22 protein-coding genes and 2 tRNA genes are annotated in these 25,070 nt (G+C 71.7%); 4 read left to right on the top strand and 20 right to left on the bottom strand.

The window, feature by feature from the left end; translation table 11 throughout:
• Positions 1 to 154 precede the first annotated feature (154 nt).
• The gene (gene rpsT / locus ABB07_RS25725) at positions 155 to 415 is read left to right on the top strand and encodes a 30S ribosomal protein S20 (RefSeq protein ID WP_208900914.1); all 261 of its coding nucleotides are present in this window, start codon (positions 155 to 157) and stop codon (positions 413 to 415) included.
• A 519-nt stretch (positions 416 to 934) separates the two neighbouring features.
• Here rpsT and holA read toward each other — a convergent pair.
• The 7 genes from holA to leuS form a co-directional block, all read right to left on the bottom strand.
• Entirely contained in the window at positions 935 to 1,924 is a 990-nt protein-coding gene (gene holA, locus ABB07_RS25720; protein ID WP_208900913.1) for a DNA polymerase III subunit delta, read from the bottom strand.
• Positions 1,925 to 2,011: 87 nt separating this feature from the next.
• A complete protein-coding gene (locus ABB07_RS25715; protein ID WP_208900912.1) occupies positions 2,012 to 2,257 on the bottom strand; it encodes a hypothetical protein in 246 nt (81 codons plus the stop codon).
• 354 nt (positions 2,258 to 2,611) lie between these two features.
• Positions 2,612 to 5,248: a ComEC/Rec2 family competence protein gene (locus ABB07_RS25710; protein ID WP_244189520.1), complete on the bottom strand. Its 2,637-nt coding sequence runs from the start codon at positions 5,246 to 5,248 to the stop codon at positions 2,612 to 2,614.
• 161 nt (positions 5,249 to 5,409) lie between these two features.
• On the bottom strand, positions 5,410 to 6,684 hold the full coding sequence (locus ABB07_RS25705; RefSeq protein WP_208900910.1) for a ComEA family DNA-binding protein: 1,275 nt from the start codon (positions 6,682 to 6,684) through the stop codon (positions 5,410 to 5,412).
• A 102-nt stretch (positions 6,685 to 6,786) separates the two neighbouring features.
• Complete coding sequence (locus ABB07_RS25700) at positions 6,787 to 7,632, bottom strand: DegV family protein (RefSeq protein ID WP_208900909.1); 846 nt, start codon at positions 7,630 to 7,632, stop codon at positions 6,787 to 6,789.
• 71 nt (positions 7,633 to 7,703) lie between these two features.
• A complete protein-coding gene (locus tag ABB07_RS25695; RefSeq protein WP_208900908.1) occupies positions 7,704 to 8,360 on the bottom strand; it encodes a hypothetical protein in 657 nt (218 codons plus the stop codon).
• A gap of 141 nt (positions 8,361 to 8,501) precedes the next feature.
• A complete protein-coding gene (gene leuS, locus ABB07_RS25690) occupies positions 8,502 to 11,384 on the bottom strand; it encodes a leucine--tRNA ligase (protein ID WP_208900907.1) in 2,883 nt (960 codons plus the stop codon).
• Between the two features lie 439 nt (positions 11,385 to 11,823).
• Here leuS and ABB07_RS25685 point away from each other — a divergent pair, with 439 nt between their 5' ends.
• Positions 11,824 to 13,095, top strand: coding sequence for a ferric reductase-like transmembrane domain-containing protein (locus ABB07_RS25685; RefSeq protein ID WP_208900906.1), 1,272 nt, complete (start codon positions 11,824 to 11,826; stop codon positions 13,093 to 13,095).
• A complete protein-coding gene (locus tag ABB07_RS25680) occupies positions 13,096 to 14,706 on the top strand; it encodes an NADH-quinone oxidoreductase subunit NuoF family protein (RefSeq protein ID WP_208900905.1) in 1,611 nt (536 codons plus the stop codon).
• A gap of 118 nt (positions 14,707 to 14,824) precedes the next feature.
• On the opposite strand, the gene ABB07_RS25675 is transcribed toward ABB07_RS25680, so the two are convergent.
• The 10 genes from ABB07_RS25675 to ABB07_RS25630 form a co-directional block, all read right to left on the bottom strand.
• Positions 14,825 to 14,897, bottom strand: a tRNA-Ala gene (locus ABB07_RS25675).
• A gap of 462 nt (positions 14,898 to 15,359) precedes the next feature.
• Complete coding sequence (locus tag ABB07_RS25670) at positions 15,360 to 15,593, bottom strand: hypothetical protein (RefSeq protein ID WP_006136074.1); 234 nt, start codon at positions 15,591 to 15,593, stop codon at positions 15,360 to 15,362.
• 3 nt (positions 15,594 to 15,596) lie between these two features.
• Positions 15,597 to 15,770 (bottom strand): hypothetical protein, encoded by a 174-nt coding sequence (locus ABB07_RS25665; protein ID WP_107100515.1) that lies wholly within the window; start codon positions 15,768 to 15,770, stop codon positions 15,597 to 15,599.
• 481 nt (positions 15,771 to 16,251) lie between these two features.
• Positions 16,252 to 16,324: transfer RNA gene (locus ABB07_RS25660), tRNA-Ala, on the bottom strand.
• A gap of 117 nt (positions 16,325 to 16,441) precedes the next feature.
• Entirely contained in the window at positions 16,442 to 17,110 is a 669-nt protein-coding gene (locus ABB07_RS25655) for a histidine phosphatase family protein (protein WP_208900904.1), read from the bottom strand.
• A complete protein-coding gene (gene rsfS / locus ABB07_RS25650) occupies positions 17,107 to 17,553 on the bottom strand; it encodes a ribosome silencing factor (RefSeq protein ID WP_208900903.1) in 447 nt (148 codons plus the stop codon). The genes ABB07_RS25655 and rsfS overlap by 4 nt, the downstream gene beginning before the upstream one ends.
• 101 nt (positions 17,554 to 17,654) lie before the next feature.
• The gene (locus ABB07_RS25645) at positions 17,655 to 19,379 is read right to left on the bottom strand and encodes an LCP family protein (protein WP_208900902.1); all 1,725 of its coding nucleotides are present in this window, start codon (positions 19,377 to 19,379) and stop codon (positions 17,655 to 17,657) included.
• 16 nt (positions 19,380 to 19,395) lie between these two features.
• On the bottom strand, positions 19,396 to 20,082 hold the full coding sequence (nadD, locus tag ABB07_RS25640; RefSeq protein WP_208900901.1) for a nicotinate-nucleotide adenylyltransferase: 687 nt from the start codon (positions 20,080 to 20,082) through the stop codon (positions 19,396 to 19,398).
• Positions 20,083 to 20,138: 56 nt separating this feature from the next.
• Positions 20,139 to 20,294, bottom strand: coding sequence for a hypothetical protein (locus tag ABB07_RS25635; RefSeq protein WP_167528500.1), 156 nt, complete (start codon positions 20,292 to 20,294; stop codon positions 20,139 to 20,141).
• Positions 20,295 to 20,414: 120 nt separating this feature from the next.
• On the bottom strand, positions 20,415 to 20,579 hold the full coding sequence (locus tag ABB07_RS25630) for a hypothetical protein (protein WP_208900900.1): 165 nt from the start codon (positions 20,577 to 20,579) through the stop codon (positions 20,415 to 20,417).
• A 101-nt stretch (positions 20,580 to 20,680) separates the two neighbouring features.
• Here ABB07_RS25630 and ABB07_RS25625 point away from each other — a divergent pair, with 101 nt between their 5' ends.
• Positions 20,681 to 21,769, top strand: a complete 1,089-nt coding sequence (locus ABB07_RS25625) for a M48 family metallopeptidase (protein WP_208900899.1) — start codon at positions 20,681 to 20,683, stop codon at positions 21,767 to 21,769.
• Positions 21,770 to 21,931: 162 nt separating this feature from the next.
• On the opposite strand, the gene ABB07_RS25620 is transcribed toward ABB07_RS25625, so the two are convergent.
• The 3 genes from ABB07_RS25620 to ABB07_RS25610 form a co-directional block, all read right to left on the bottom strand.
• Positions 21,932 to 23,002 (bottom strand): SCO2583 family membrane protein, encoded by a 1,071-nt coding sequence (locus tag ABB07_RS25620; RefSeq protein ID WP_208900898.1) that lies wholly within the window; start codon positions 23,000 to 23,002, stop codon positions 21,932 to 21,934.
• 88 nt (positions 23,003 to 23,090) lie between these two features.
• A complete protein-coding gene (locus ABB07_RS25615) occupies positions 23,091 to 23,657 on the bottom strand; it encodes an SCO2584 family spore wall biosynthesis protein (RefSeq protein ID WP_463670915.1) in 567 nt (188 codons plus the stop codon).
• Positions 23,658 to 23,777: 120 nt separating this feature from the next.
• Entirely contained in the window at positions 23,778 to 25,064 is a 1,287-nt protein-coding gene (locus ABB07_RS25610; protein ID WP_208900896.1) for a glutamate-5-semialdehyde dehydrogenase, read from the bottom strand.
• Between the last annotated feature and the right edge of the window lie 6 nt (positions 25,065 to 25,070).

Here is a 25,070-nt window from a genome sequence, read left to right as displayed (position 1 = left end):
AGGGACCGGGCACCGTTTTGGGCCGCTCGCAGGGCCACTGGTACTGTAGATGGCTGTGCCTCATGCCCTCTCAGCGCGAGGCGCGTCAGAGAAATTTTGGATCACCGGTACGGGACCCTCGCGGCCCCGCGCCAGAACCTGAAAAGGCTCCTTCGTGGCGAACATCAAGTCCCAGATCAAGCGGATCAAGACCAACGAGAAGGCTCGGCTGCGCAACAAGGCCGTCAAGTCCTCCCTGAAGACCGCGATCCGCAAGGCCCGCGAGGCCGCTGCCGCGGGTGACGTCGAGAAGGCCACCGAGCTGCAGCGCGCTGCCGCGCGTGCGCTCGACAAGGCCGTCTCGAAGGGCGTCATCCACAAGAACCAGGCCGCCAACAAGAAGTCGGCGCTTGCTTCCAAGGTCGCGTCCCTCTAAGGCTGACCTCCTTTCTGATCTGACCGCCGGAAGGACCCAGAGCGGGCCCTCTCTCATCCGCTCCCGCCCGGCACCCCCGGATTCGCACGCGGCCTGCGTTCGCCACGCGGGTGCGAGTCCACCAGCTTGATCCGAAGGCCCCGGCACCCTCCCTTCCCCAGGGCGGGCGGCGGGGCCTTCGGCATGCCCCCATTACGACCGGAGCCGGGTCGACGCGGGGTGTCTGTCCCCCCGCTGCCGACAGTTGCCCGAGGGGCTCATGCGCCTGCTGGAGAAGGCACATGGCGCTTGCGGACGAGCGTGCAGATGACCGTTGCGTGCCGTATTGGCCAGTTACGAGCGCCGCCTCGCTGTACTCGGCGGGGCCGCCACGACTGTCCGTGGTTGCTGTTCCGGGGCGACTGGATCCACCCGGGGCCGGGAGCGGCGCCGGAGCCCTCCCAGGTCAGTGGATGAGCCGCGCCGATTCGGCGCCGGTCCGCCCGAGGCGGCGGTGGGTCAGCCGGGGTCGGTGGTCGGTCAGCCCCGGCCCCTCGACCGCGCCGCACGGGCGATCGTCACGACCGCCTTCTCCAAGGCGTACTCGGGATCGTCACCGCCGCCCTTCACCCCGGCGTCGGCCTCGGCAACGGCTCGCATCGCCACCGCGACCCCGTCCGGTGTCCACCCCCTCATCTGCTGTCTCACCCGATCGATCTTCCACGGCGGCATCCCCAGCTCCCGCGCCAGGTCGGCCGGCCGCCCCCCGCGCGCGGAGGACAGCTTCCCGATGGCCCGCACACCCTGGGCCAGCGCACTGGTGATCATCACCGGTGCCACGCCCGTCGCCAGCGACCATCTGAGCGCCTCCAGGGCCTCCGCCGTACGCCCCTCCACGGCCCGGTCGGCGACCGTGAAGCTGGAGGCCTCGGCCCGGCCGGTGTAGTACCGCCCGACCACCGCCTCGTCGATGGTCCCCTCCACGTCGGCGACCAGCTGGGACACCGCCGAGGCCAGCTCCCGCAGATCGCTGCCGATGGCGTCGCAGAGCGCCTGGCAGGCCTCGGGCGTGGCCGACCGCCCGAAGGAGCGGAACTCGCCCCGCACGAAGGCCAGCCGGTCCGCCGGCTTGGTCATCTTCGGACAGGCCATCTCCCGCGCCCCCGCCTTGCGCGCGGCGTCGAGCAGCCCCTTGCCCTTGACCCCGCCCGCGTGCAGCAGCACGAGCGTGATCTCCTCGGCGGGCGCCCCGAGATAGGCCTTCACGTCCTTGACCGTGTCGGCGGACAGGTCCTGCGCGTTGCGTACGACCACGACTTTCCGCTCGGCGAAGAGCGAAGGACTGGTGAGCTCGGCAAGCGTGCCGGGCTGCAACTGGTCCGGGGTGAGGTCGCGTACGTCCGTGTCGGCGTCGGCGGCCCTGGCGGCGGCCACCACCTCCTGCACGGCACGGTCGAGCAGAAGGTCCTCCTGGCCCACGGCGAGCGTCACCGGGGCGAGAGGGTCGTCATTCGCAGTCTTCCTGGCCATCACTCACAGCATCCCACGCGGCACTGACAACGAACCGGCCCCGGCACCCTGACCGATCCCGGAGCGGACCCGGAGTCCGCCTCGGGGTCACGGCTCCTCGCACCAGCCGTCCCACTCCGCGGCGAACCCGTCGAGCTCCGCCGGGTCCAGCCGCTCGTCCTCGTCCCGCAGGACCACCAGCCACTGCGCGTCCTCGGCATCGTCCTCGCCGGCCAGGGCGTCCCGGACGAGCCGGGGCTCCTCGTCCAGCGCGAACCGCTGCCCGAGCGCCTCGGCCACCTCCTCGGCGGCATCCCGGTCGGGCAGCACCAGCACATGTCTCACATCGCTCACGCGCCCATTCTCCGGCACCCCAAGAGGGACGAACCGCCAGGTCAGGTCTCTGCGGCGGGCAGGTCGGGCCCGGGCGCCCGGAAGGTCGGCCACCGGAAGGTGATGTGCGCGGGGGCCGGCCGGGCCACCACCGCGCCGCACGGGACGACTTCGCGGTGAGCCGGCAGTCGATGCCGGCGCGGGGCATCGCGGCCGTCGGGCCGACCATCCGCGTCGACCGCTGCGGGCAGACCGCTCCGAAAGAGCTGACGTGCCCGTGCGTGTGCCGGAAGCCCGGTCTGCGAGTGCCCGCAACCTGTCGCCATGGGGCCTGCGGTGAGTTCATGGGACTCGCTCCGGGGGAACTCCCGGTCCTCAGTCCCGTGCCACCCGCAGCTCCCCGCCCGTCCCGCTGACCGCGAGCTCCCCGTCCCGGTCGGTGCGCAGCACCAGCGCCCCGCCCGCACGCAGCGCTGCGACGGTCGCCGGTGCCGGATGGCCATAAGGGTTGTCGGCGCCGCACGAAATGAGCGCCACCCGGGGAGCGACGAGCCGTATCAGGTCCGGGTCCTGATGGGCCGAGCCATGGTGAGCCACCTTCAGGACGTCCACACCGGCCAGCTCGGCCGCCGCCGGTGACCGTGCCAACGCCTGCTGGGCCGGTGGTTCGAGGTCGCCCAGCAACAGCAACCGCAGCCCGCCCGAGCGCACCAGCATCGCGACACTGGCGTCATTCGGGCCGTCCGGCTCGGGCAGCGGACCCGGCCAGGCAGGGGTCTGCGTGTCCCCGGGTGGCCGGACGCCCGGCGGGGGCCACAGGACCCGCCAGGACAGCGCTCCGGCACGCCGTTCCTCTCCCGCTACGGCATGCGTGACCGGGATGTGCCGCGCCGCCGCCTCCTTTCTGACGAACTCGGCCTGATCGGCGGGCTCCTGGAAACCCGTCGTCTCGATCGCGGCCACCGAACGGCCCCGCAGCACCCCGGGCAGTCCCGCCACATGGTCGGCGTGGAAGTGGGTCAGGACGAGAAGCGGGACGCGTGTGATGCCCAACTGCCGCAGACAGTGGTCGACCAGCGCCGGATCGGGACCGGCGTCCACGACCACCCCGGCTCCCTCGCCCGCCGCCAGGACGGTCGCGTCGCCCTGCCCGACATCGCACATCGCGAACCGCCAGCCCGGCGGTGGCCAGCCCGTGATCACCCGGGTCAACGGTGCCGGCCGCACCACCGCCAGCAGGATCAGCACACCGAGCAGCCCGCACCACCACGGGTGCCGCGTCAGCCGCCGGCCTGCCAGAACGACTGCCACGGTGACCGCCGCGAGCAGCAGCGCCCCGGCCCAGCTCCCCGGCCAGTCCACTCCCGCACCGGGCAGCGCCGCCCCTGTCCGGGCCACACCGGCGATCCACCCGGTGGGCCAACTCGCGCACCAGGCCAGCGCCTTGGCCGGGGCCATGGCCACCGGCGCCGTCATGAGCGCCGCGAACCCCAGCACCGTGGCCGGTGCCACCGCCACCTCGGCCAGCAGATTGCACGGCACCGCCACCAGGCTCACCCGCGCCGACAGCACCGCCGTGACCGGGGCGCACACCGCCTGTGCCGCGGCGGCCGCCGCCAGCGCCTCCGCGAGCCTCGGCGGCACCCGGCGCCGCCGCAGCGCCTCGCTCCAGCCCGGTGCCAGGACGAGCAGCGCGCCGGTGGCCAGCACGGAGAGCAGAAAGCCGTAACTGCGGGCCAGCCACGGGTCGTAGAGCACCAGCAGCAGAACGGCCGTGGCCAGCGCCGGGATCAGGGATCTGCGGCGCCCGGTGGCCAGTGCGAGCAGCGCGACGGCACCACAGGCGGCGGCCCGCAGCACACTGGGGTCGGGCCGGCACACGACCACGAATCCCGAGGTGAGCGCACCGGCGAACAGCGCGGTCGCCCGCAGCGAGAGTCCGAGGCGTGGAGCGAGGCCACGGCGTTCGGCCAGCCGGGCCAGTCCGGGCGGTCCGATGAGCAGCGCGAGCAGGACGGTGAGGTTGCTGCCGGACACGGCGAGCGTGTGCGCCAGGTCCGTCTCCTTGAACGCCTCGTCCAGCTCGGGCGTGATCCGTGAGGTGTCCCCGACGACCAGCCCGGGAAGGAGCGCCCGCGCGTCCCCCGGCAGACCGTCGGTGGCCTGCCGCAGTCCGGCTCTGAGGCGTCCCGCGAGCCGTTGCGGCCCGCTGGGCCCCGCCACGATGCGCGGCGCCGGCCGGCTACGCACCCGCAGCACGGCCGCGGTCCGCTCCCCACCCGCCGGCACGGGCGCCAGCCGCCCGCCGACCCGCAACCGCGTGGACGGCAGCAGCCCGAGCCAGGCACCACGCGCACCCACACCCTGCGCGCCCGGCCCGCCGTGCTGGCCCCACGCGCCGTGCCCGGCCCGCGCCCCTGCGGCAGCGGGCCGCGCCGCGCCGGCCTCTGCCGGAGAGTCTCCCTCGCGAGCAGCCGTCCCCGGCGGCGCCGGGACGTCCGCGCCGACGACCAGCAGCACCGGAGTCCGCGTCCGCACGCTCGTCCCGTCGGGCTGTTCGACGCGCCGCACCTCCGCCCGGGCCAGCACCGCGAGCGGCGCGGTGTGATCGCCACGCACTCGTGGCCGGCTCAGCCAGGGGTCGCCGCTCACCTCCACCTCGGCGGTCACGGTCGCGTACCGCCGGGCCAGCTCGGGCACCGGCCCGCGCCGCAGGTCCGCCCCGTGCAGTCCGGCCGAGGCGGCCGCCGCGGCCACGCACAGCAACACGGCGGCGAGCGAAGCACGGGCCCATGCGAAGCGCCCGAGCGGCCTCCCGGGCTGTGCTCTCCGCGTGACCTGCCCGGCAGGTAAGGGCCGTCCGGGCCGTGGGCACTTCCGCGCCGCCAGCAGCACGACCCCGCCCACCAGGCAGGCGACGGCGATCCCTGCCGTCCAGCCCGTCCGGATGTCCAGCGTCAGCGCCGCCGTGCCCCAGGCCGCGAGCGCGGGCGGAACCAGGCGCAGGTCCATGGGTCCCGCCCGTTCGCCGCGAGCGGGGGTCCCGTCCTCCCCGGTGTCGCGGACTTCGATACCGACACGCCCCGGCTTTACCGCCCGCTCGCCTTCTCGCCGGGCTTGCGCGCGTACGCCGGTCCGCCCACCCTCTGGGGGCTCGTCAGTGTTCGCGCGGCTCATGGGCGTACCAGGTTCCGCAGATCGCCGAAGCGGCGGTCGCCGATGCCGTTGACCTCGCGCAGTTCGTCCACGGAGCGGAAACCGCCGTGCTGGGTGCGGTAGTCGATGATGTGCTGAGCGAGGACGGGACCGACTCCCGGCAGCGCGTCGAGCTGGTCCGCCGTGGCGGTGTTGAGGGAGACGGGCGCCGCGGGACCCGGACCGGCGGATCCAGGGGCGGACCCGGCCGACGAGCCGGGGGGAGGCGCCGCTCCGCCGGGCGCGCCGACGACGACCTGTTCGCCGTCGACCAGGAAGCGGGCCCGGTTGAGGCCCTCGGTGCTCACGCCCGGACGGACACCGCCGGCCGCCCGCAGCGCGTCGGCCACCCGGGAACCGGCCGGCAACCGCTGGATCCCCGGCTTGCGGACCTTGCCGCTGACGTCGACGACGATCTGCCCACCCGGCGTCGCCGATACGCCCGCGCCCGCACCCGGCTTCGCGTCCGCCTCCTTCTTGTCGTGGGGCGGGTCCGCCTTGGCGTAGGGCGCCTCCGCGCGCACCACCTGAGGGGCGCTCACGGACTCGGTCCGCCCGGCCCAGAAGTGCTGCACGGCGAACACCGAGGCGCCCACGAGCACCACGGCGAGCGCCACGACTCCCCGCCGCTCCACCCCGCACCGCGCCTGCAGCCACACCGGCATCCGCTCCTGCAACGCCGCTCCGAACCGCTCCCGCCAGCGCCGGCCGACGGGGCCAGGACGCTCCAATGGGCCTGCCGCGCCGACTGGTTCGGGGCTACGGGTCTCGCTCGGTGCCGGAGCCGGGGTCAGCGCCGTTCCGTCGGTCGGCACGGCGTGCGGTGGCTCGGGCGCGGCGGGCTCGGCCGGGACAGGCTCGGCCGCGGCAGGCTCCGTCGGGGCAGGTGCGATCGTGGCCATCGCCGGCCTGGCAGGGCTCAGCCCGGGCGCCCGGCCCGTGACCGATGCCGTAACCGCCCCGGTTGCCACCTCGGCCGCCGCGCCAGCCTCCACCTCGGCTGCCCTCGCGGTCGCCATCCTCGCGGGTCCGTCGCCGTTCGGCGGCCCGTTCCCCGACTCCCGCCATCGGACGGCTCGTTCACCGAAGAGGAGTTCTGCTCGGCGGCGCAGTTCCTCGGCCGGTGCGGGCGGGCGGTGGCGGCCACGGCCGCGGTCGATGCCACGGCGGTGGCGGATGCGGCCGTCCGAGGTGGGGCCACGGCCGGGGCCGCTGGTCGGAGTGGCTGTGCGTGAACGTGATCCAAGTGCCATGCGACGAGGATGGGGCATCCCGCCGACTCGCGATGATCTTGGTCAATTTCCGTGGAGGACGGCCCAGTTGTGGAAAACTCCGTCACCCCGACGAGTGATGGGTCAGCGGGGCGAGATCACCGCTCCGAGCAGCCCGGGGCCGGTGTGTGCCCCGATCACCGCTCCGACCTCGCTGACGTGGAGCTCGGCCAGGCCCGGCACCCGCTCCCGCAGCCGGTCGGCGAGCGCGGCGGCGCGGTCGGGGGCGGCAAGGTGATGGACGGCGATGTCGACTTCGCCGCCACCCGCCCGCTCGGCGGCGATTTCCTCCAGGCGCGCGATGGCCTTGGACGCCGTACGGACCTTCTCGAGGAGTTCGATGCGGCCGCCGTCCAGCTGAAGCAGGGGTTTGACGGCGAGTGCGGAGCCGAGGAGGGCCTGTGCGGCTCCGATGCGGCCGCCGCGGCGCAGGTAGTCGAGGGTGTCGACGTAGAAGTAGGCGGAGGTGCCCGCGGCCCGCTTCTCGGCGGCGGTGACGGCCTCGTCCACCGTGCCACCGGCCTCCGCGGCCTCGGCTGCGGCCAACGCGCAGAAGCCGAGGGCCATCGCGACCATCCCGGTGTCCACCACCCGTACCGGCACCGGCGCCTCGCGGGCCGCGAGGACCGCCGCGTCATAGGTGCCGGACAGCTCGGCGGACAGGTGCAGGGAGACGATGCCGCTCGCGCCGGACTCGGCGACCCGGCGGTAGGTTTCCGCGAACACCTCGGGGCTCGGGCGCGAGGTCGTGACCGGACGCCGCTTCTGCAGGGCCTGTGCCAGGGAACGGGTGGAGATCTCGGTGCCCTCTTCGAGCGCCTGATCGCCGAGGACCACGGTCAGGGGCACCGCGGTGATGCCGTGACGCTCCATCGTCCGCGGCGGCAGGTAGGCCGTTGAATCGGTGACGATCGCGACATGGCGGGACATGAGCTGGAGGTTACCTGCCGTAGCGCTCGTACGGCAGCCCGGCCCCCATGTGCGGGCCTGGAGCGGCCAGGTCAGGTGGTGCTCTCGGGGCGCGGCTTCTTCTGCCAGGGGTAGGTGGGGCGCGGGGACGGCGGGGTGATGGCCTCGCGCGGCTGCTGCTGTCCCTGCGCCGGCGCCGGACCGGCCGGGGTCCAGTGACGCAGGGCGTCGGCCTCGATGTCTATCTGATCGCTGAGCGCTCCCAGATCGTCGTCGACGAAGCGGCGCGCCCGGTCGCGGACGGCCCACCGCAGTGAGTCCGCGGACTTGGTGACGCGCTCGGTGCGGCTGCGCAGCTCGGGCAGGCGTGCGCCCAGTTCGGCCCGGTCCGGCTCCCTCTCCAGTCGCCGGAGGTCGGCGTCCAGCTCGTACCCGTGCGCGCTGAGCCGTTCGAAGAGACCGAGGGACTCCTTCAGCGACTCGTCCTCGGCCGCGCCCGCGCGCAGCGCGTCCTGGGTGGCGCGCATGGAGGTGCGCAGTGCGAGCCTCAGCTGCGCGATCTCGGCGGCCGGACCGACCTGGGCGAAGGACCTGGCGCGCAGCGTGTGGTCCTCGACGGTGCGGCGGGCCTGCTCGATCGTCCGGTCCACCCCGCGTTTGGCGGCGCCGACCGCCTTGACCGTGGCGTACGCGCCCAGGCCGATGAAGAGCAGGAAGAGCAGGGCGAACACGGCGATCACTGTTTCCATGACGCTCCTCCTCCGGCCGGCGCGGCACTCGCCGCTGCGCTTTCCACGGTAAACGCAGCGGGCAGGTCCGGAGTTCCAGAAAAACCCCGAACCTGCCCGTAGGGGACTACCCGGAGGCAGCCTGCGCCGGCTGCCCGAGGGTCACGCCGGAACGATGTTCACCAGCTTCGGCGCCCGGACGATCACCTTGCGGATGCCCGCGCCGTCCAGTGCCGCGACGACCTTCTCGTCGGCCAGCGCCGCCTTCTCCAGCTCCTCCTCGGAGATGGCCGGCGGCACCTCCAGGCGGGCCTTGACCTTGCCCTTGATCTGCACGACACAGGTCACGGTCTCGTCCACGACGTACTCCGGGTCGGCGACCGGGAAGTCCTGGTGGACGACCGAGTCGGTGTGGCCCAGCTTGCGCCACAGCTCCTCGGCGATGTGCGGGGCCAGCGGGGCGACCATCAGCACCAGCGGCTCGGCGACCGAGCGCGGCACCGCCGTGCCCGCCTTGGTCAGGTGGTTGTTCAGCTCGGTGACCTTGGCGATGGCGGTGTTGAAGCGCAGGCCCTCCAGGTCCTGGCGGACGCCGTCGATCGCCTTGTGCAGGGCGCGCAGCGTCTCCTCGTCGGGCTCGGTGTCGGTGACGGTGACCTCGCCGGTCGTCTCGTCGACGATGTTGCGCCACAGCCGCTGCAGCAGCCGGAACTGGCCGACCACCGCGCGCGTGTCCCACGGCCGGGAGACGTCCAGCGGGCCCATGGCCATCTCGTACAGGCGCAGGGTGTCGGCGCCGTACTCGGCGCAGATCTCGTCCGGGGTCACCGCGTTCTTCAGGGACTTGCCCATCTTGCCCAGCAGGCGGGTGACCTTCTCGCCCTGGTAGTAGTAGGCGCCGTCGCGCTCCTCGACCTCGGCGGCCGGCACCGCGATGCCACGGCTGTCGCGGTAGACGTAGGCCTGGATCATGCCCTGGTTGAACAGCTTGTGGAACGGCTCGGCCGACGACACGTGGCCCAGGTCGTACAGGACCTTGGACCAGAAGCGCGCGTACAGCAGGTGCAGCACGGCGTGCTCGGCGCCGCCGACGTACAGGTCGACGCCGCCGTGCGGGCGGCCCTCGCGCGGGCCCATCCAGTACTGCTCGATCTCGGGGTCGACCAGCTGCCGCTCGTTGTGCGGGTCCAGGTAGCGGAACTCGTACCAGCAGGAACCGGCCCAGTTGGGCATGGTGTTGGTCTCGCGGCGGTACTTCTTCGGCCCGTCGCCCAGGTCCAGGGTGACGTCGACCCACTCCTCGTTGCGCGACAGCGGGGTCTCGGGCTGGGTGTTGGCGTCGTCCGGGTCGAAGGTGCGCGGGCTGTAGTCCTCGACCTCGGGCAGCTCCAGCGGCAGCATCGACTCGGGCAGCGGGTGGGCGACACCGTCCTCGTCGTAGACGATCGGGAAGGGCTCGCCCCAGTAGCGCTGGCGGCTGAACAGCCAGTCGCGCAGGCGGAAGTTGACCGTGCCCTCGCCGATGCCCTTGTCCTGCAGCCACCCGGTGATGCGGGCCTTGGCCTCCACGACGCCCAGGCCGTCCAGACAGACCTCGTCGCTCGCGGAGTTGACCAGCTTCGCGTCGTACGACACGAACGCGTCGTCCCAGGTCGCGGTGTCGGTGCCGCGGCCGTCGCTCGGCTCGACCACACAGCGGATCGGCAGCTCGAAGGCGCGCGCGAAGGCGAAGTCACGGGTGTCGTGCGCCGGGACGGCCATGATCGCGCCGGTGCCGTAGCCCATCAGGACGTAGTCGGCGATGAAGACGGGGACCTGCTCGCCGTTGACCGGGTTGGTCGCGAACGCGCCGGTGAAGACGCCGGTCTTGTCCTTGGCCTCGGCCTGGCGCTCGACGTCGGACTTCGAGGCGGCCTGCGCGCGGTAGGCGGCGACGGCCTCGGCGGGCGTGGCGTGGCCGCCGGTCCAGACCTCGTGCGTGCCCTCGGGCCAGGCCTCGGGGGTGAACTTCTCGACCAGCGGGTGCTCGGGCGCCAGCACCATGTAGGTCGCGCCGAACAGGGTGTCCTGGCGGGTGGTGAAGATCGTGATGTGCTCGCCGTCGATCGGGAAGTCGACGCGGGCGCCCTCGCTGCGGCCGATCCAGTTGCGCTGCTGCAGCTTGATGGCCTCGGGCCAGTCCAGCTCCTCCAGGTCCTCCAGCAGCCGGTCGGCGTAGGCGGTGATGCGCATGTTCCACTGGCGCAGCTTGGCCTTGAAGACCGGGTAGTTGCCGCGCTCGGAGCGGCCGTCGGCGGTGACCTCCTCGTTGGCCAGCACGGTGCCCAGGCCCGGGCACCAGTTGACCGGCGCGTCGGAGGCGTAGGCCAGGCGGTACTCGCCCAGGATGTCGGCGCGCTCGCGGGCGTTCAGCTCGCTCCACGCGCGCGTGGTGCCCGGGACCGCGCGCTCACCGGACTCGAACTGCGCGATCAGCTCGGAGATCGGCCGGGCCTTCTTCGCCTCGTCGTCGTACCAGGAGTTGAAGATCTGCAGGAAGATCCACTGGGTCCACTTGTAGTAGTCCGGGTCGATCGTGGCGAAGGACCGGCGCTTGTCGTGGCCCAGGCCCAGCCGGCGCAGCTGGGCCTTCATGTTCTCGATGTTGGCCTCGGTGGACACGCGCGGGTGCGTGCCGGTCTGCACGGCGTACTGCTCGGCGGGCAGGCCGAAGGCGTCGAAGCCCAGGGTGTGCAGGACGTTGTGGCCGGTCATGCGCTGGAAGCGGGCGTAGACGTCGGTGGCGATGTAGCCCAGCGGGTGACCGACGTGCAGGCCCGCACCCGAGGGGTACGGGAACATGTCCATGATGAACTTCTTGGGCCTGGCGGCCAGCCCGGGGTCGCCCGCCAGGTCGCCCTTGGGGTTCGGCGCCGCGTACGTGCCGTCGGCGTCCCAGAAGTCCTGCCAGCGTGCCTCGATGTCGGCCGCCATGGCGGCCGTGTAGCGGTGCGGCGCGGCCTCCGCCGACGTGGTGGCGGCGGCAGCGGGGTTCGTCTCGCTCATGATCCTCAAAGCTCCATCGATCGTCTCTGCCTGCGGCTGTGACATTCAAAGAAACGAAAAAACCCCTCGCACAGGAGGGGACGCCGCGCCGATGCCGACCCACCGCTCGACCGGGGGTCGGTACTGATCAGCGCGGCCCGCTAAGCAGAAGGCGTACGGCACGCATGGCGTTAGGGTACCGCAGGCCCTGAGCGGGCGGCGACGGCCTTGAGCAAGGCGCGGCCCTCTTCCGTATCCCCTGTGGACATGCCAGGAAGCGCCAGGGGGGAGCTGAACCAAGGTCAACAATTACTTCGCGTACCGTCCACTAAGGGACATCACCCCAGTCGCATTGTCCGTTGATAACAACGCAATAACTCAAACCCCGTACTGATCGGTATGGCGCCACTTAGAGTTCGGCAGCGGGACCGCTTTCCCGAAACTGCTCGGAGTTGCCCCCATGAACCCTCGTCGTAGTACCAGCTCCCTCCCCAAACCGGGCCGCTCGGCCTGGGGGGTGGCGACCGCCATTGTCCTGCTGCTGATCCCCGTGAGCGTGGTGGCCGGAGGCAGCAAGTTCCAGGATTTCCTGAACTTCGGCGCAGGCGTGATGTCCCTGGTCTCGCTCAGCTGCTCGGTGATCTGGGGCCTGTTCGCCCAGGACCGGATCTTCCTGAACATCCGGCAGCGGATCATCGGCCAGGCGGTGCACCGCACGCTGGGGGTCGCCTCGATCGCGTTCCTGCTGCTGCACATCACCATCAAGCTCGCACTCGGCCACACCCAGCTGATCGGCGCGATCATCCCGTTCTCGCTGGGCGTCACCGGAATCGGCGGCCTGATCGGACTGGGCTCGGTGGCTGGCCTGCTCATGATCTTCGTGGGCGTCACCGGCGCGCTGCGCAGCAATTTCGCCACCCCTGCCCCGGTCGCCGCTCGCTGGCGTGCCATGCACATGCTGTCCTATCCGGCCTGGTGCGCCGCACTGATCCACGGCCTGTACGCGGGCCGGCCGGTGAAGAGCCCGCTCTTCACGTACCTGTACGCGCTGTCCCTGCTCGCGGTCATGGCGGCCCTCGCCCTGCGCGCCGCCCCGCGCCCGGTCAAGCGCAGGGTCGCCGACCGGCTGGTGGCGATGTTCGGCAGTTCGGAGCGTCCCGGACTCGATGAGCTGGACGCGAGCCGCTCCCGGGTGGCCGAATCGGCACCGGGGGGCTTCGAGAGCCGGCGTGAGACCGAGGCCGCCCCCGCCGCGCCGCTGTACCAGTCCCCCGTCACCCCTGCGCCGGAACCCGCGTCGGGCTTCGCGGCCGCCTACCGCGCCGTCTCCACGCCGGGCCGCTCCCGGCAGTCGTACCCGACCGGCCAGACCGCCCGGATGGACCTGCCGCTGGACATGCAGGCCACCGGGGCCATGCCGCGCGTGGACGGTCCTGCCGGCGCCTCGGGCAGTTGGCCGGTCCCGTCCCCGCCACCGGTCGGCGAGGCCCCACCGTCCGCGTACGACCCGCTCCAGGACACCGGGCAGACCATCCCGGTCTACGGCAATCCGGGCACCGCTGGATACGGCGGAAGTGACATGTACGACACCGGTGAGACAAACGGCCTCTATGGCACGTACAACGCCAGTGACACGTACAACAGCGGTCCCGCTACCGAAACGCTGCCCGGCGCGTCCTACGACACTCCGGGTTCGGGCGAACCTTGGAACACGCCGTCCGGAGGCTTTTAAGTGAACGAGGCCCTGCCCGACGTCCCCGAAGTCCGCGTGGTCGGCCTTCCGCAGCTCACGTCGGGCTTCGACCTTGTGGAACGGCTCGACCTGCCCATGCACCTGAAGGTGCACGGGCCGCTCGACCCGCTCGGCGGCGAGCAGCTCGCGCAGCTCGCCGAACGCATCAACCTCAGGGGCCGCGGCGGCGCGGGCTTCCCCTTCCACAAGAAGCTGCGCTCGGTCGCCGAGTCGGCGATCAAGCGCGGGGTGCGGCCGGTCGTCGTCGTCAACGGCAGCGAGGACGAGCCGGCCTGCCGCAAGGACACGGTGCTGATCAACCGGGCCCCGCACCTGATCCTGGACGGCGCACTGTTGTGCGCCGAGGCGCTCGGGGCGCGGACGCTCGTGATCGGTGTCACCCGCGAGTCCACCCAGCGCTCCATGGAGGCCGCGCTCGCCGAACGCGGGCTGAGCAACAGCCGTAGATCGGCGCTACGCGCGTGGGTGCAGCGCAACCCCGTGCGGATGGTCACGGGCGCCGCCGCCTCACTGATCCGCTCGGTCGACGGCGGCCCGGCGATCCCGCCCGGCCGCAAGATCAGCGCCTCGCAGAGCGGAGTCGGCGGCGCGCCCACCCTGCTGTCGAACGCGGAGACGTTCGCCCAGCTGGCCATCGCCGCCCGCATCGGCCCCGAGCGCTACGGCAACACCGGCCTGTACGACGAGCCGGGCACCGTCATGCTCACCGTGTCCGGCGCGGTCGCCCGCCCGATGGTGATCGAGGTGCCCACGGGCGTGCCGTTGCGCTACGTACTGCAGCTGGCGGGTGCCCCGCCGGTGCCGCAGGGCGTGCTGACCGGCGGCTATCACGGCAAGTGGATCGACGCGGCGACCGTCAACGAGGCGATCGTCTCGCGCAACTCGCTGGACGCGGTGGGCGGTTCGCTGGGCGCGGGCGCGATCCTGCCGATCAGCCAGGAGACCTGCCCGCTCGGCGAGTCGCTGCGGGTGGCGCAGTGGCTGGCCGAGGAGAGCGCCGGCCAGTGCGGGCCCTGCTACCTCGGACTGCCCGCCGCCGCGCGCGGCATGGAGGACATCCTGAACGGCGGCGGTCCGGCCGCCCTGGAGGCGCTGAAGCAGGTCGCGAAGAACGTCAAGCGCCGCGGCGCGTGTTCGCATCCGGACGGCTCGGCGATGTTCCTGGAGTCGACCATCAAGGCGTTCACCGACGACCTGGCCGCGCATGTCCTCGGAAACGGCTGCGGACGGCCCGTGGAGGGCGTTCTGCCGCTCTTCGAGGGAGGCAGGGCCCCTACGGGCATCCCCGGCGGCGGAGAGCCCGAGGAGACCGGCGCGAGCCGCCAGAAGATCTACGTCGACTGGACGCTGTGCCGGGGCCACGGCCTGTGCGCCGACATCCTCCCGGAGGTCTTCGAACTCGGCGCCGACGGTTTCCCGACCGTCGCCCAGGCACAGGTACCGCGGTACGCGGAGGCGAAGGCGCTGCGCGCGGTGCGCCGCTGCCCCGCGCTCGCCCTGCGCATCGAGGAGGACACGCGCGGGCAGGCGCCGTCCCGCAACCTGCCGGTCGTCTCCCAGGGCCGCGGCCGGCGCGCTCTCGGCCGCTGAGCGGCCGAAGGGGTGGTCACCCGTACTGGGTGACCACCCCTTCGTCCGACTGCGGCTCTGCGCGACACAACACGCCGAAGGCGGACCATCCGTCGGGATGGTCCGCCTTCGACTTCTGTGGAGCTAAGGAGAATTGAACTCCTGACCTCCTGCATGCCATGCAGGCGCTCTACCAACTGAGCTATAGCCCCTTGTTCTGCTGTTTCGCCCGGTTCCCCCGGCGACGACGTAAACATTACAGGCCCGGGGGCACAGCGCCAAATCGGTTTCGGGTTCGCGTCGATACAGGAGCAATGTCCACTTTTGTGACCCTGCGGGATGCCGGCTACGCGCGCGTGGAGGGGGGCCGCCGATCAGGCCCTGCGCGGCGTTCTGGCGCGCGTTCCGCGCGGGCTCGGCCACCGGAGCCTTCCGGGTCGCATCGGCGGCCGTGGTGGCCGTAGTGGCCGCTGCGGGCGTCTCGGTCACCGTGGGCGGCAGAGTTGCGCTCGTACGCCCCGGTGGGTGCCCGCAGGGAACCCGGCGGGCCGAACTGCGGCAGGCAGCCCGGGAATTGCCGCTCCCGGCCCTCCGCGCCGCAGCTGGTGCGCTGTTCCTCGTGCCGACCCCGCCCCGGACATCGTTGCCGGGACGCGACAGCGGTGCGCCCGGTATCAGGCGGTCACGAAGGAGTAGAACCGCTTGAGTGTGCAGTGCTCTTCGAGAAGGCGGCCGTAGATCGGCTCACCCTCCAATTCCCGGTACGTCTCGATCGGGTCGCCTTTTATGATCAGCGCCCGCGCGCATTCCTCGCACCAGTACTGGTAGTCGGGATTGATCGGCTCCATGTCACGGACGATCGGCGTACCGCTCCCACACCAGTCACACTTTCGCCTGTGTGCACCCATCGATCAGCTCCAGCTGTGGCCGCAGGCCGTGCACACGTAGGAGACTCCGCCGTTGTCACCGAGAACTTGGGCGACATGCGCGGAACCGCAGGAAGGGCAGCTCAGCCGGGTGGTCGTGTCCCGTATCAACGCCGCACCGAGGAGGTGGCCGACCTCCTCAAGGATGCTCGCAGGCATCGCTACTCCCTCCCGTCGGGCCGCGCCCCCTTCCGGCCGTTTGATTCTGCCACGGCCGGAGCAATACGGTCAGCGACGCCTCAGTACCAGTCCGGACACGGCGAGCACCGCGGCCGCTGAGGCCAGCGCCCAGGCACACACCGAGAACGCCTCCGCAGAGGTATACGAGCGCAGAACGCCGAGTGACTCAACCCGTCCAGGAACAGTGTGCCGAACGACCCTACGCCCATCAGCCGACCGGGCTGCGCGAGCCGCGGCCGGGGCTCGTTGTCAGTGCCGGGTGCTTCACTGTCGGTGGCTCGGGATGCGGGAGCGGTCCGCGGCCGGCGGGTCACTGTCAGTGGCGGGTGCTTCACTGAGGGCAAGGCTCGAAACGGGCCCGGCGGGCGGCCGTCGGCGTGCACAACAGAAAAATCCCGCCCCCCTGAGGGGACGGGACCTTCATCACCGATCTTTGACAACTCAACAGAGTGTCGATCAGTGGAGCTAAGGAGAATTGAACTCCTGACCTCCTGCATGCCATGCAGGCGCTCTACCAACTGAGCTATAGCCCCTGGCCACACGGCGGAGCCGCATGGTGTTTCGCTTCCCGCTCGGCGGGGCGAACAAGAAGAACTTTAGCCTGTGACCTGCCAGAAAGTGAAATCCGGGGTCCGGAAGCCGGAGGAGGCTCAGTCGTCGTCGCCGAGGACGGGCTCCGGGAGGGTGCCGGCGTTGTGCTCCAGCAGCCGCCAGCCACGGGCGCCCTCACCGAGCACGGACCAGCAGCAGTTGGAGAGACCGCCGAGGCTCTCCCAGTGCCCGGCCTCCAGGCCGAGCAGCCGGCCGATGGTGGTGCGGATGGTGCCACCGTGGCTGACGACGACGAGCGTGCCGTCCTCGGGCAGCTTCTCGACGTGCCGCAGTACGACAGGTGCGGCGCGGTCGGCGACCTCGGTCTCCAGTTCGCCGCCGCCGCGGCGGACCGCCTCGCCGCGCTTCCAGGCGGTGTACTCCGCGCCGTACCGGGCGATGATCTCCTCGTGCGTCAGCCCCTGCCAGACGCCCGCGTAGGTCTCGCGCAGGCCCTCCTCGCGGGTGATGTCGAGGCCGGTGAGGGCGGCCAGCTCGGCGGCCGTGTCCGCTGCCCGCTGCAGGTCCGAGGAGATGATCGCGTCCGGTCCCAGGGAGGCCAGCAGGCGGGCGGCGCGGCGGGCCTGGCCGATGCCGGTCTCGGTCAGCGAGACGTCCGTGCTGCCCTGGAAGCGGCGCTCGACGTTCCAGGCGGTCTGGCCGTGCCGCCACAGGATGATGCGGCGGCCGCGGCTCCTGCGGTCGGTCACCTCGCCGGTGGCGCTCATCGCCACTCCCCGCCCGGCTTCTGCTCGGCCTCGGCGGCCTGCAGCTTCGCGTGCTCCTCGGCCTTGCCGCGGGTGGCCTTGGCGTCGGCGGGCAGCTCCAGCTCGGGGCAGTCCTTCCACAGCCGCTCCAGCGCGTAGAAGACCCGCTCCTCGCTGTGCTGGACGTGCACGACGATGTCGACGTAGTCGAGCAGGATCCAGCGGGACTCGCGGTCGCCCTCGCGGCGCACCGGCTTGGCGCCGAGCTCCTTCAGCAGGCGCTCCTCGATCTCGTCGACGATGGCCCTGACCTGGCGGTCGTTCGGAGCGGAGGCCAGCAGGAAGGCGTCCGTGATCGACAGGACGTCGCTCACGTCGTAGGCGATGACGTCGTGGGCGAGCTTGTCGGCCGCCGCCTGGGCGGCGGTGTTGATGAGCTCAAGGGAACGGTCGGTGGCGGTCACTACGAAGCTTTCGGTCGGCGGTCACTGAACCTCAAGGGTCTCACGGACCGCCCCGCGCACCCCACGTGATTACTGTGGCACGTGGGGTGCGCGAGACCTGGTCAGGAACTGGCGGGCTTGTAGTCCTGGCCGAGGACGACCGAGACGTCGGCGCCGGAGGAGACGGTGCCCTTGGTCACGGAGCCGGCGGGCAGGCCGAGGGTCTTGGCGACCTCGGTGGCGTCCGACTTGTGGGAGGCGTCCGAGTAGACCACCTTCGAGGTGCCCTGCGTGCCGGAGGCGGTGCCGCCCTCCAGGAAGGTGAAGCCGCCGTTGATCAGCACCACGCGGGCCTTCTCCGTGTCGTCCTTCACACCGGTGGCGTTCTGCACGGAGACCCGGACCGCGGATCCGGCGTCGGGGCTCTTGGCGGTGCCGCCGAGGATGTCCTTCACCACACTGTCGCTGGTCCTCGTGCTCAGGGTGCCGTCGGCCTGTACGGGCAGCAGGGCGGTCTTGTAGGCGCCGCTCTTGGCGAGGTCGGCGAGCTTGGCGAGGAAGGTGCCGAGGTCCTTGTCGGTGAGCGGCGGGTCGAGGATCTGCGCGAGGGTCTGCACGGTGACCGTGGCCGCCGACGGATCGGAGGACATCTTGCGCAGCACGCCCTGCATGACCTGGCCGAACCGCTCCAGCTGGGCGTCCTCGGACTCGCCGGCGGCGCGGTAGGTGGCGTAGGCGACGGCCATCTTGCCGCTGAGGGTCTGCTGGCTGCCCTTGTGGACGAGGGGTTCGGCGCCCTTCTTCTTGGCGTCCGGGTCGGGCACGTCGGTGTTGGTGTCGATGTCGATGTTGCCGACCAGGTCGACCAGGTTCTGCAGGTAGGGGGTGTCCAGCCGCCAGGTGCCCTGGATGTTGGTGCCGAGCACGGTGTCGAGCTGGTCGAGGGTGCCGGAGGAGCCGTCGTCGGCCACCGACTTGGCGAGGGTGGTGGTGGAGCCGTCGTCGCCGCTCAGGGCGAGGGAGTTGGGCAGCAGCACCATGCTGCCCTGCTTGGTGGTGGTGTTGTCGACCAGCAGCGCCGTGGAGGTGCCGCCCTTGCCGGTGTTGTGCAGGTGGACGACGATCACGTCGCGTTTCTGGGCGCCGACCGGCGTTGCCGCGCCGGGCTTGGAGCCGGCGGAGGAGAGGCCGGGCAGCTTTCCGGCGTACCAGAGGTAGCCGGTGCCGCCGACGGCGACGAGGGCGAGGACGACGAGGAGGGCGATGATCCGGCTGCGGGCGCGGCGGCGGGCCTCCTCGCGGCGCTCGGTGCGGTTCTCGGTGAACTTGAGCCAGTCGATGACGTCCTCGGAGTCGCCGTCCGGCTCCTCGACGAACGCGAACTGCTCGGTGTGGTAGTCCCGTTCACCGTCGTCGTGCGGCCTCGCGGGCTGTGCCGGGGCGTGCGTGCCCTCCGCCGGGCCTGCCTGTTGCGGGATGTGGGCGGTCTGCTCGGTGACCCGCGGCTGCTGTCCGCTGTTCGCGGCCCGCCCGTAGGGGTCGTAGCCGGCGGGGTGCTGGGTGCCGGTGCCGTAGGGGTCGTACGGGGCCTGGGAGCCGTAGGGGTCGTAACCGGGTGCGGGCCGGCTGGTGTCGTAGGAAGTCACCGGCGGCTGCTGGCCGGTGGCGTACGGGTCGTAGCCGTAGCCCTGCTGCTGGGCGTACGGGTCGTAGGTCGCCTGCTGAGCCTGCGGTGCCGGCTGTGCCGGGACCTGCTGGTACATGGGCCGGCCGTACTCGTCGTAGCCGACGATTTCGTACGGGCCGGCGCCGTAGCCTGCGTCACCCGCGTCGTATCGGTCGTTCACCGGTGCCCCTCTCGGCTCACTCGCCGCGGTACAGCTCGCGCTTGTCGATGTAGCGCACGACTCCGTCCGGCACCATGTACCAGATGGGTTCTCCCTTGGCGACTCTCGCCCGGCAGTCGGTGGAGGAGATGGCGAGCGCCGGCACCTCCACGAGCGAGACGCCGCCCTCCGGCAGGCCGGGGTCGGTCAGGTGGTGGCCGGGCCGGGTGACGCCGATGAAGTGCGCGAGGGAGAACAGTTCCTCGCTGTCCCGCCAGGTCAGCAGCTGGGCGAGGGCGTCGGCGCCGGTGATGAAGAACAGGTCCGTGTCGGGGTTGAGCGCGCGCAGGTCGCGCAGGGTGTCCACGGTGTAGGTGGGGCCGCCGCGGTCGATGTCGATGCGGCTGACGGAGAACTGCGGGTTCTCGGCGGTGGCGATGACCGTCATCAGATAGCGGTCCTCGGCCGGGGAGACCTTGCGGTGGGACTTCTGCCACGGCTGCCCGGTGGGCACGAACACCACCTCGTCGAGCTGGAACTGCGCGGCGACCTCACTGGCCGCCACCAGGTGCCCGTGGTGGATCGGGTCGAAGGTGCCGCCCATGACGCCGAGGCGCCGCTTGCCGGTGTGGGCGGGGCCGCCGAACGGCCGGTACTGCGGGTGCGTGACCGTGTCGTCGGCGGTCTCGTACGCCGGACCGGTAGGCATGTCCTGCTCTCCCATGCGTGCAGACCCTACCGGCCCGGCCTCGGGCGTCCGGCCGGGGACGGGGTCCCCGCTCAGCGGTCGCGGTTGAAGCGGGTGGTGATCCACAGCAGGAGCAGCAGGATGGCGAGGGCGCTGCCGCCGGTGACCGCCGGGTTGAGGCTGTTGTGGTGGCCGCCCTCGGCTTCGGCGAGGGTGACCAACGGGGCTGCGGCGCTGTGAAGGCTCATCTTCGGCAGGACCTAACGCGTGTGGGCGGGATAAAGATGTCGGCTCATCGTATGCGGGCGCCCCGGCGGCGATCACGCCGACTCTGCCGTTCGGACCGCGCGGGGAACTTATCCGAGCTGTCAGTCGTCTTTCCGCTTGTAGCCGCTCAGCAGGAACCAGGCGGTCAGTGCACAGCCCAGGACCATCACGACCAGGACGATGCGGAGCAGATTGCCCGACCCGTGCTGTTGGACGGCGCTCGCCGCTGCCTCGGTCAGCCGGGCGGCTGCGGGGTGGTGCTCCATGAGTGGACTCCTTCGGCTGTACTGCCCGTCCACGGTATCTCCGCCTAGGCTGGGCTCCGCTTCGGGGGCACAGTGGCACTCATACGCACATGGGGGAAGACATGTCCGACGACGGCCAGCAGCACACGGGGCACGAGCGCGTGCCGAGCAGGCAGCGCAGGCGCTTCCCGGGGATCTCCTCGCGTGCCTACGAGCATCCGGCCGACCGCTCGGCCCTGGTGGCGCTGCGCAAGCTGAGCGGATTCGACACCGTCTTCAAGGCGCTCAGCGGGCTGCTGCCCGAGCGGAGCCTGCGGCTGCTGTTCCTGTCCGACTCGGTGCGCGTCTCCGAGCGGCAGTTCCAGCATCTGCACGACATGCTGCTGGACGCCTGTTACATCCTGGACCTGGAGAAGGTCCCGCCGATGTACGTCAACCAGGACCCGCAGCCCAACGCGATGTGCATCGGCCTGGACGAGCCGATCATCGTGGTCACCACCGGGCTCGTGGAGCTCCTCGATGAGGAGGAGATGCGGGCGGTCGTCGGGCACGAGGTGGGACACGCGCTGTCCGGGCACTCGGTGTACCGCACGATCCTGCTGTTCCTGACCACCCTCGCGCTGAGGGTGGCCTGGATCCCGCTGGGCAACCTCGCGGTCATGGCGTTGGTGACGGCGCTCAGGGAGTGGTTCCGCAAGTCGGAGCTGTCCGCGGACCGGGCGGGGCTGCTGGTGGGGCAGGACGTCCGTGCCTCGATGCGCGGCCTGATGAAGATCGCGGGCGGCAACCATCTGCACGAGATGAACGTGGACGCCTTCCTGGAGCAGGCCGAGGAGTACGAGTCCGGGGGCGACCTGCGGGACTCCGTGCTGAAGATCCTGAACGTGCTGCCCCGCTCCCACCCCTTCGCCACGATCCGTGCGGCCGAGCTGAAGAAGTGGGCCGAGTCCCGGGACTTCCAGCGGATCATGGACGGCCACTACCCGCGGCGTGCCGAGGACAAGGACACCTCGGTCAGCGACTCCTTCCGCGAGACGGCGGCCAGCTACGCGAGCGATGTGAAGACCTCCAAGGACCCGCTGATGAAGCTGGTCACGGATCTCGCGGGCGGCGCGGGCGACCTGGGCGGCCGGGTCCGCCGCGGCTTCGACGGCTTCCGCAGCCCGCCCCCGGCGAAGGGAGGCCCGGCGGACGCCCCTCAGGAGGGATGACGGCACACCACCGCAACCGCGCCCGGCGCTCCCACCGCCCTCAGCCCGAAGGGCCGGCCACGGGCGCCCGGAGAACGCCGGCTCACCCCGGGCACCCGCCCCCATCACCCCCCGCCCCACACCACCCCGCCCTCACCCCCGTCGACGCGAAGGCTCCCCCGCTCACACCGTCGGCTCAGCCCCAGCGGCCAGCGTCCCGCACAGGGCCGCAGGGCTGTCCGTCTCGTAGGGGTCGGTGCCCGCGGGGCCGCCCAGGTGGGCGGTCTGGCCGGCCAGGAGGGGGCGGAAGTAGGACGTGGAGTCCTCGGCGCAGGCGAGGGGGCCGGCCTGGACGTAGGACGTGAGCAGCTGGATCTGGTGGGTGCGCAGGTCGTCGCGGGTGAAGCGGAAGGTCAGCTCGCGGCGGACCGTGAACAGGGACACCAGCGCGTTCGTCGCGGCACCGGTGGGGCGCAGGGCGTAGACGAAGGTGTGGTCGGCGGTGACGTCCAGCGTGCTCGCGTCGCTCTCGGTCGCCTGCAGGTCGCCCTTGACGCGAATCCGGTCGTCGGCGAGCTGGGCGCGGGAGGGGTCGAGACGGACCAGCCAGCCGGTGGGGGCGTGCCGGCCGTCCGCCGCCGGGTGGTCGAAGCTCCGGTCGAACTGGTCGAGCTGGTCGGCGTCGAGGAGGGACCGGGCCGGGCGGACCTGGCGGCCGGTGAGCACCTCGGGGTAGAGCGAGGAGCGGACGATGTAGTCCTTGGCGGTGGTGAGCGCGGTCAGCACCTGGCTGTCGGAGAAGTGGGCGGTGCTGCGGGTGACCGGCAGGGGTATGCCCTCGGCGCCGACGTCGTACTGGGCGGCGGGACTGTGCGCGTACAGGTACTCGGCGTCGGCGGTGCCGGGCACCTTGCCCGTCGGGGCGAGCGGGATCACCGTCATCCGCAGGGGCTCGACGGGGCGCCGGGCCTCCGGGGAGCCGTAGGGGTGGCGGAGGCCCATGTAGATCGCGGTGCCGAAGGCGACGGCGATGAGCAGGACGAGGATCAGGGCCTGCCGGGTGAGTCCGCGGTGCAGGGACGGGCGGCGGCGCACGGCGGGCGCGTGATCGGCCATCCGCTCCTCGGCGGAGAACTCCTGGAGGCGGGCAGCGCGGACGAACGACTCGTCGAACACGACGGATCGGTACTCGTCCTCGCCACCTCCGGGGGCGCCCTCGGGTGTGCCCTCCGGTGGGTCTCCAGGCCCGCCCATACTTTCAGAGTAGGTCGCGCGGGCCTCAGGTAAACGCCCTGGTACACGACAACTTCTGACAGGTGCTCACCAAGAGCGGGGCGGGTGTTCAGGGGGAGCGCGGGATGGCCGAGGCCGCCGGCTGGGAGGTGTCGGCGGAGACGGAGGGCGCGGCTGCGCTGCCCTGTTCGAGGCCGGTCGGGGCGGGCGAGGGGACCCCGTCCCGGGTGCCGGCGGAGCCACCCCGGTAGACGGCCGCGAAGGCCAGGGCGACCATGCCGATACCCATCACGACGGCCAGCACCCAGGCCACGGGGCGGTGCCAGCGGACCTGCTTGCCGTATCCGCCGAAGTGACGGTCGCCGAGGACATAGGTGTCCTCCAGCTCGTCGTCGTCCGGATCTTGGCCGAAATCGGTGCCCTCGGGGCCGTAGGCGTCGTCGTAGTGCTCGCCTCGGGCATGGGCGCGGCGAGCCTCCGCCTCGGAGGCCTCGGCTCTGGCCTGGGCGGCGGCAAGGAGGCGCTCGACGGCGGTCGGCTCATGGACCGTGGCCGCCTGTACGAAGGCCTCGTCGAAGACCACGGAGGCGAACTCTTCGTCCGACACCCCGTGGTCGTGGTCGTCGTCGGGCTCCCAGCCGTCAGGGAACGGCGTGCCCCCCACGTCCTCCGGCACGCCTCCAGAGTAGACCTGGGGGGTCAATTTGGGCAGACGGTATGGAAATTCGTCTGACTGGTGAGACGACGTTTCGGCCGCCCGCCAGGGCTCCCGGGCGTGCGGCCGAACCGGTGGGTGTCAGGGGCGCACGTGGCCGTCGCCGGTGACGATGTACTTGGTGCTGGTCAGCTCCGGCAGGCCCATCGGGCCACGGGCGTGCAGCTTCTGCGTGGAGATGCCGATCTCGGCGCCGAAGCCGAACTGGCCGCCGTCGGTGAAGCGGGTGGAGGCGTTCACGGCGACGGTGGTGGAGTCGACCAGCTGGGTGAAGCGGCGGGCGGCCTGCTGGGAGGTCGTGACGATGGCCTCGGTGTGGCCGGAGGTCCACAGCCGGATGTGCTCGACGGCCTTGTCCAGGGAGTCGACGACCGCGGCGGCGATGTCGTACGAGAGGTACTCGGTCTCCCAGTCCTCGGCCACGGCCTCCACGACCGTCGCCTGGGAGTCCTTGGCGTAGGCCATCACACGCTCGTCGGCGTGCACGGTGACCCCGGCCCCGGCGAGGGCGTCGAGGGCGCGCGGCAGGAACTCGGGGGCGATGTCCTGGTGGACGAGGAGGGTCTCGGCGGCGTTGCAGACGCTGACCCGCTGGGCCTTGGAGTTGATCAGGATGTCGATGGCCATGTCGATGTCGGCGTGGGCGTCGACGTAGACGTGGCAGTTGCCGGTGCCGGTCTCGATGACCGGGACGGTGGACTCGCTGACCACGGTCTGGATCAGGGAGGCACCGCCGCGCGGGATGAGGACGTCGACCAGGCCGCGGGCGCGCATCAGCTCGCGCACGGACTCGCGGCTCTCGCCGGGCACCAGCTGGACGGCGTCGGCGGGCAGCCCGGCGCCGCCGACGGCGTCCCGGATGACCCGGACGAGGGCGGTGTTGGACTCGTAGGCGGAGGCGGAGCCGCGCAGCAGGACGGCGTTGCCGGACTTCAGGCAGAGCGCGGCGGCGTCCACGGTGACGTTCGGGCGGGCCTCGTAGATGATGCCGACGACGCCGAGCGGGACGCGGACCTGGCGCAGGTCGATGCCATTGGGGAGGGTGGAGCCGCGGACGATCTCGCCGACCGGGTCGGGCAGCTTGGCCACGTCACGGACGTCGGAGGCGATGGCGCGGACCCGCTCGGGGGTGAGGGTGAGCCGGTCGACGATGGCCTCGCTGGTGCCGTGCTCCCGGGCCTTGGCGACGTCCTTGGCGTTGGCCTCGACGATCTCGCTGGTCCGGACCTCGAGGGCGTCGGCGATGGCCAGCAGCGCGTCGTCCTTCACGGCACGCGGGAGCGGCGCGAGGTCGGCGGCGGCGGCCTTGGCCCGGTAGGCGGCCTGGGTGACCGGGGACATCGAGTCGTACGGCGAGAGCGTGGTCATGAGGGA

The sequence above is a fragment of the Streptomyces incarnatus genome, assembly GCF_001027185.1.
Classification (GTDB): Bacteria; Actinomycetota; Actinomycetes; order Streptomycetales; family Streptomycetaceae; genus Streptomyces; species Streptomyces puniciscabiei.
This window is presented reverse-complemented; position numbering and strand designations above follow the sequence as displayed.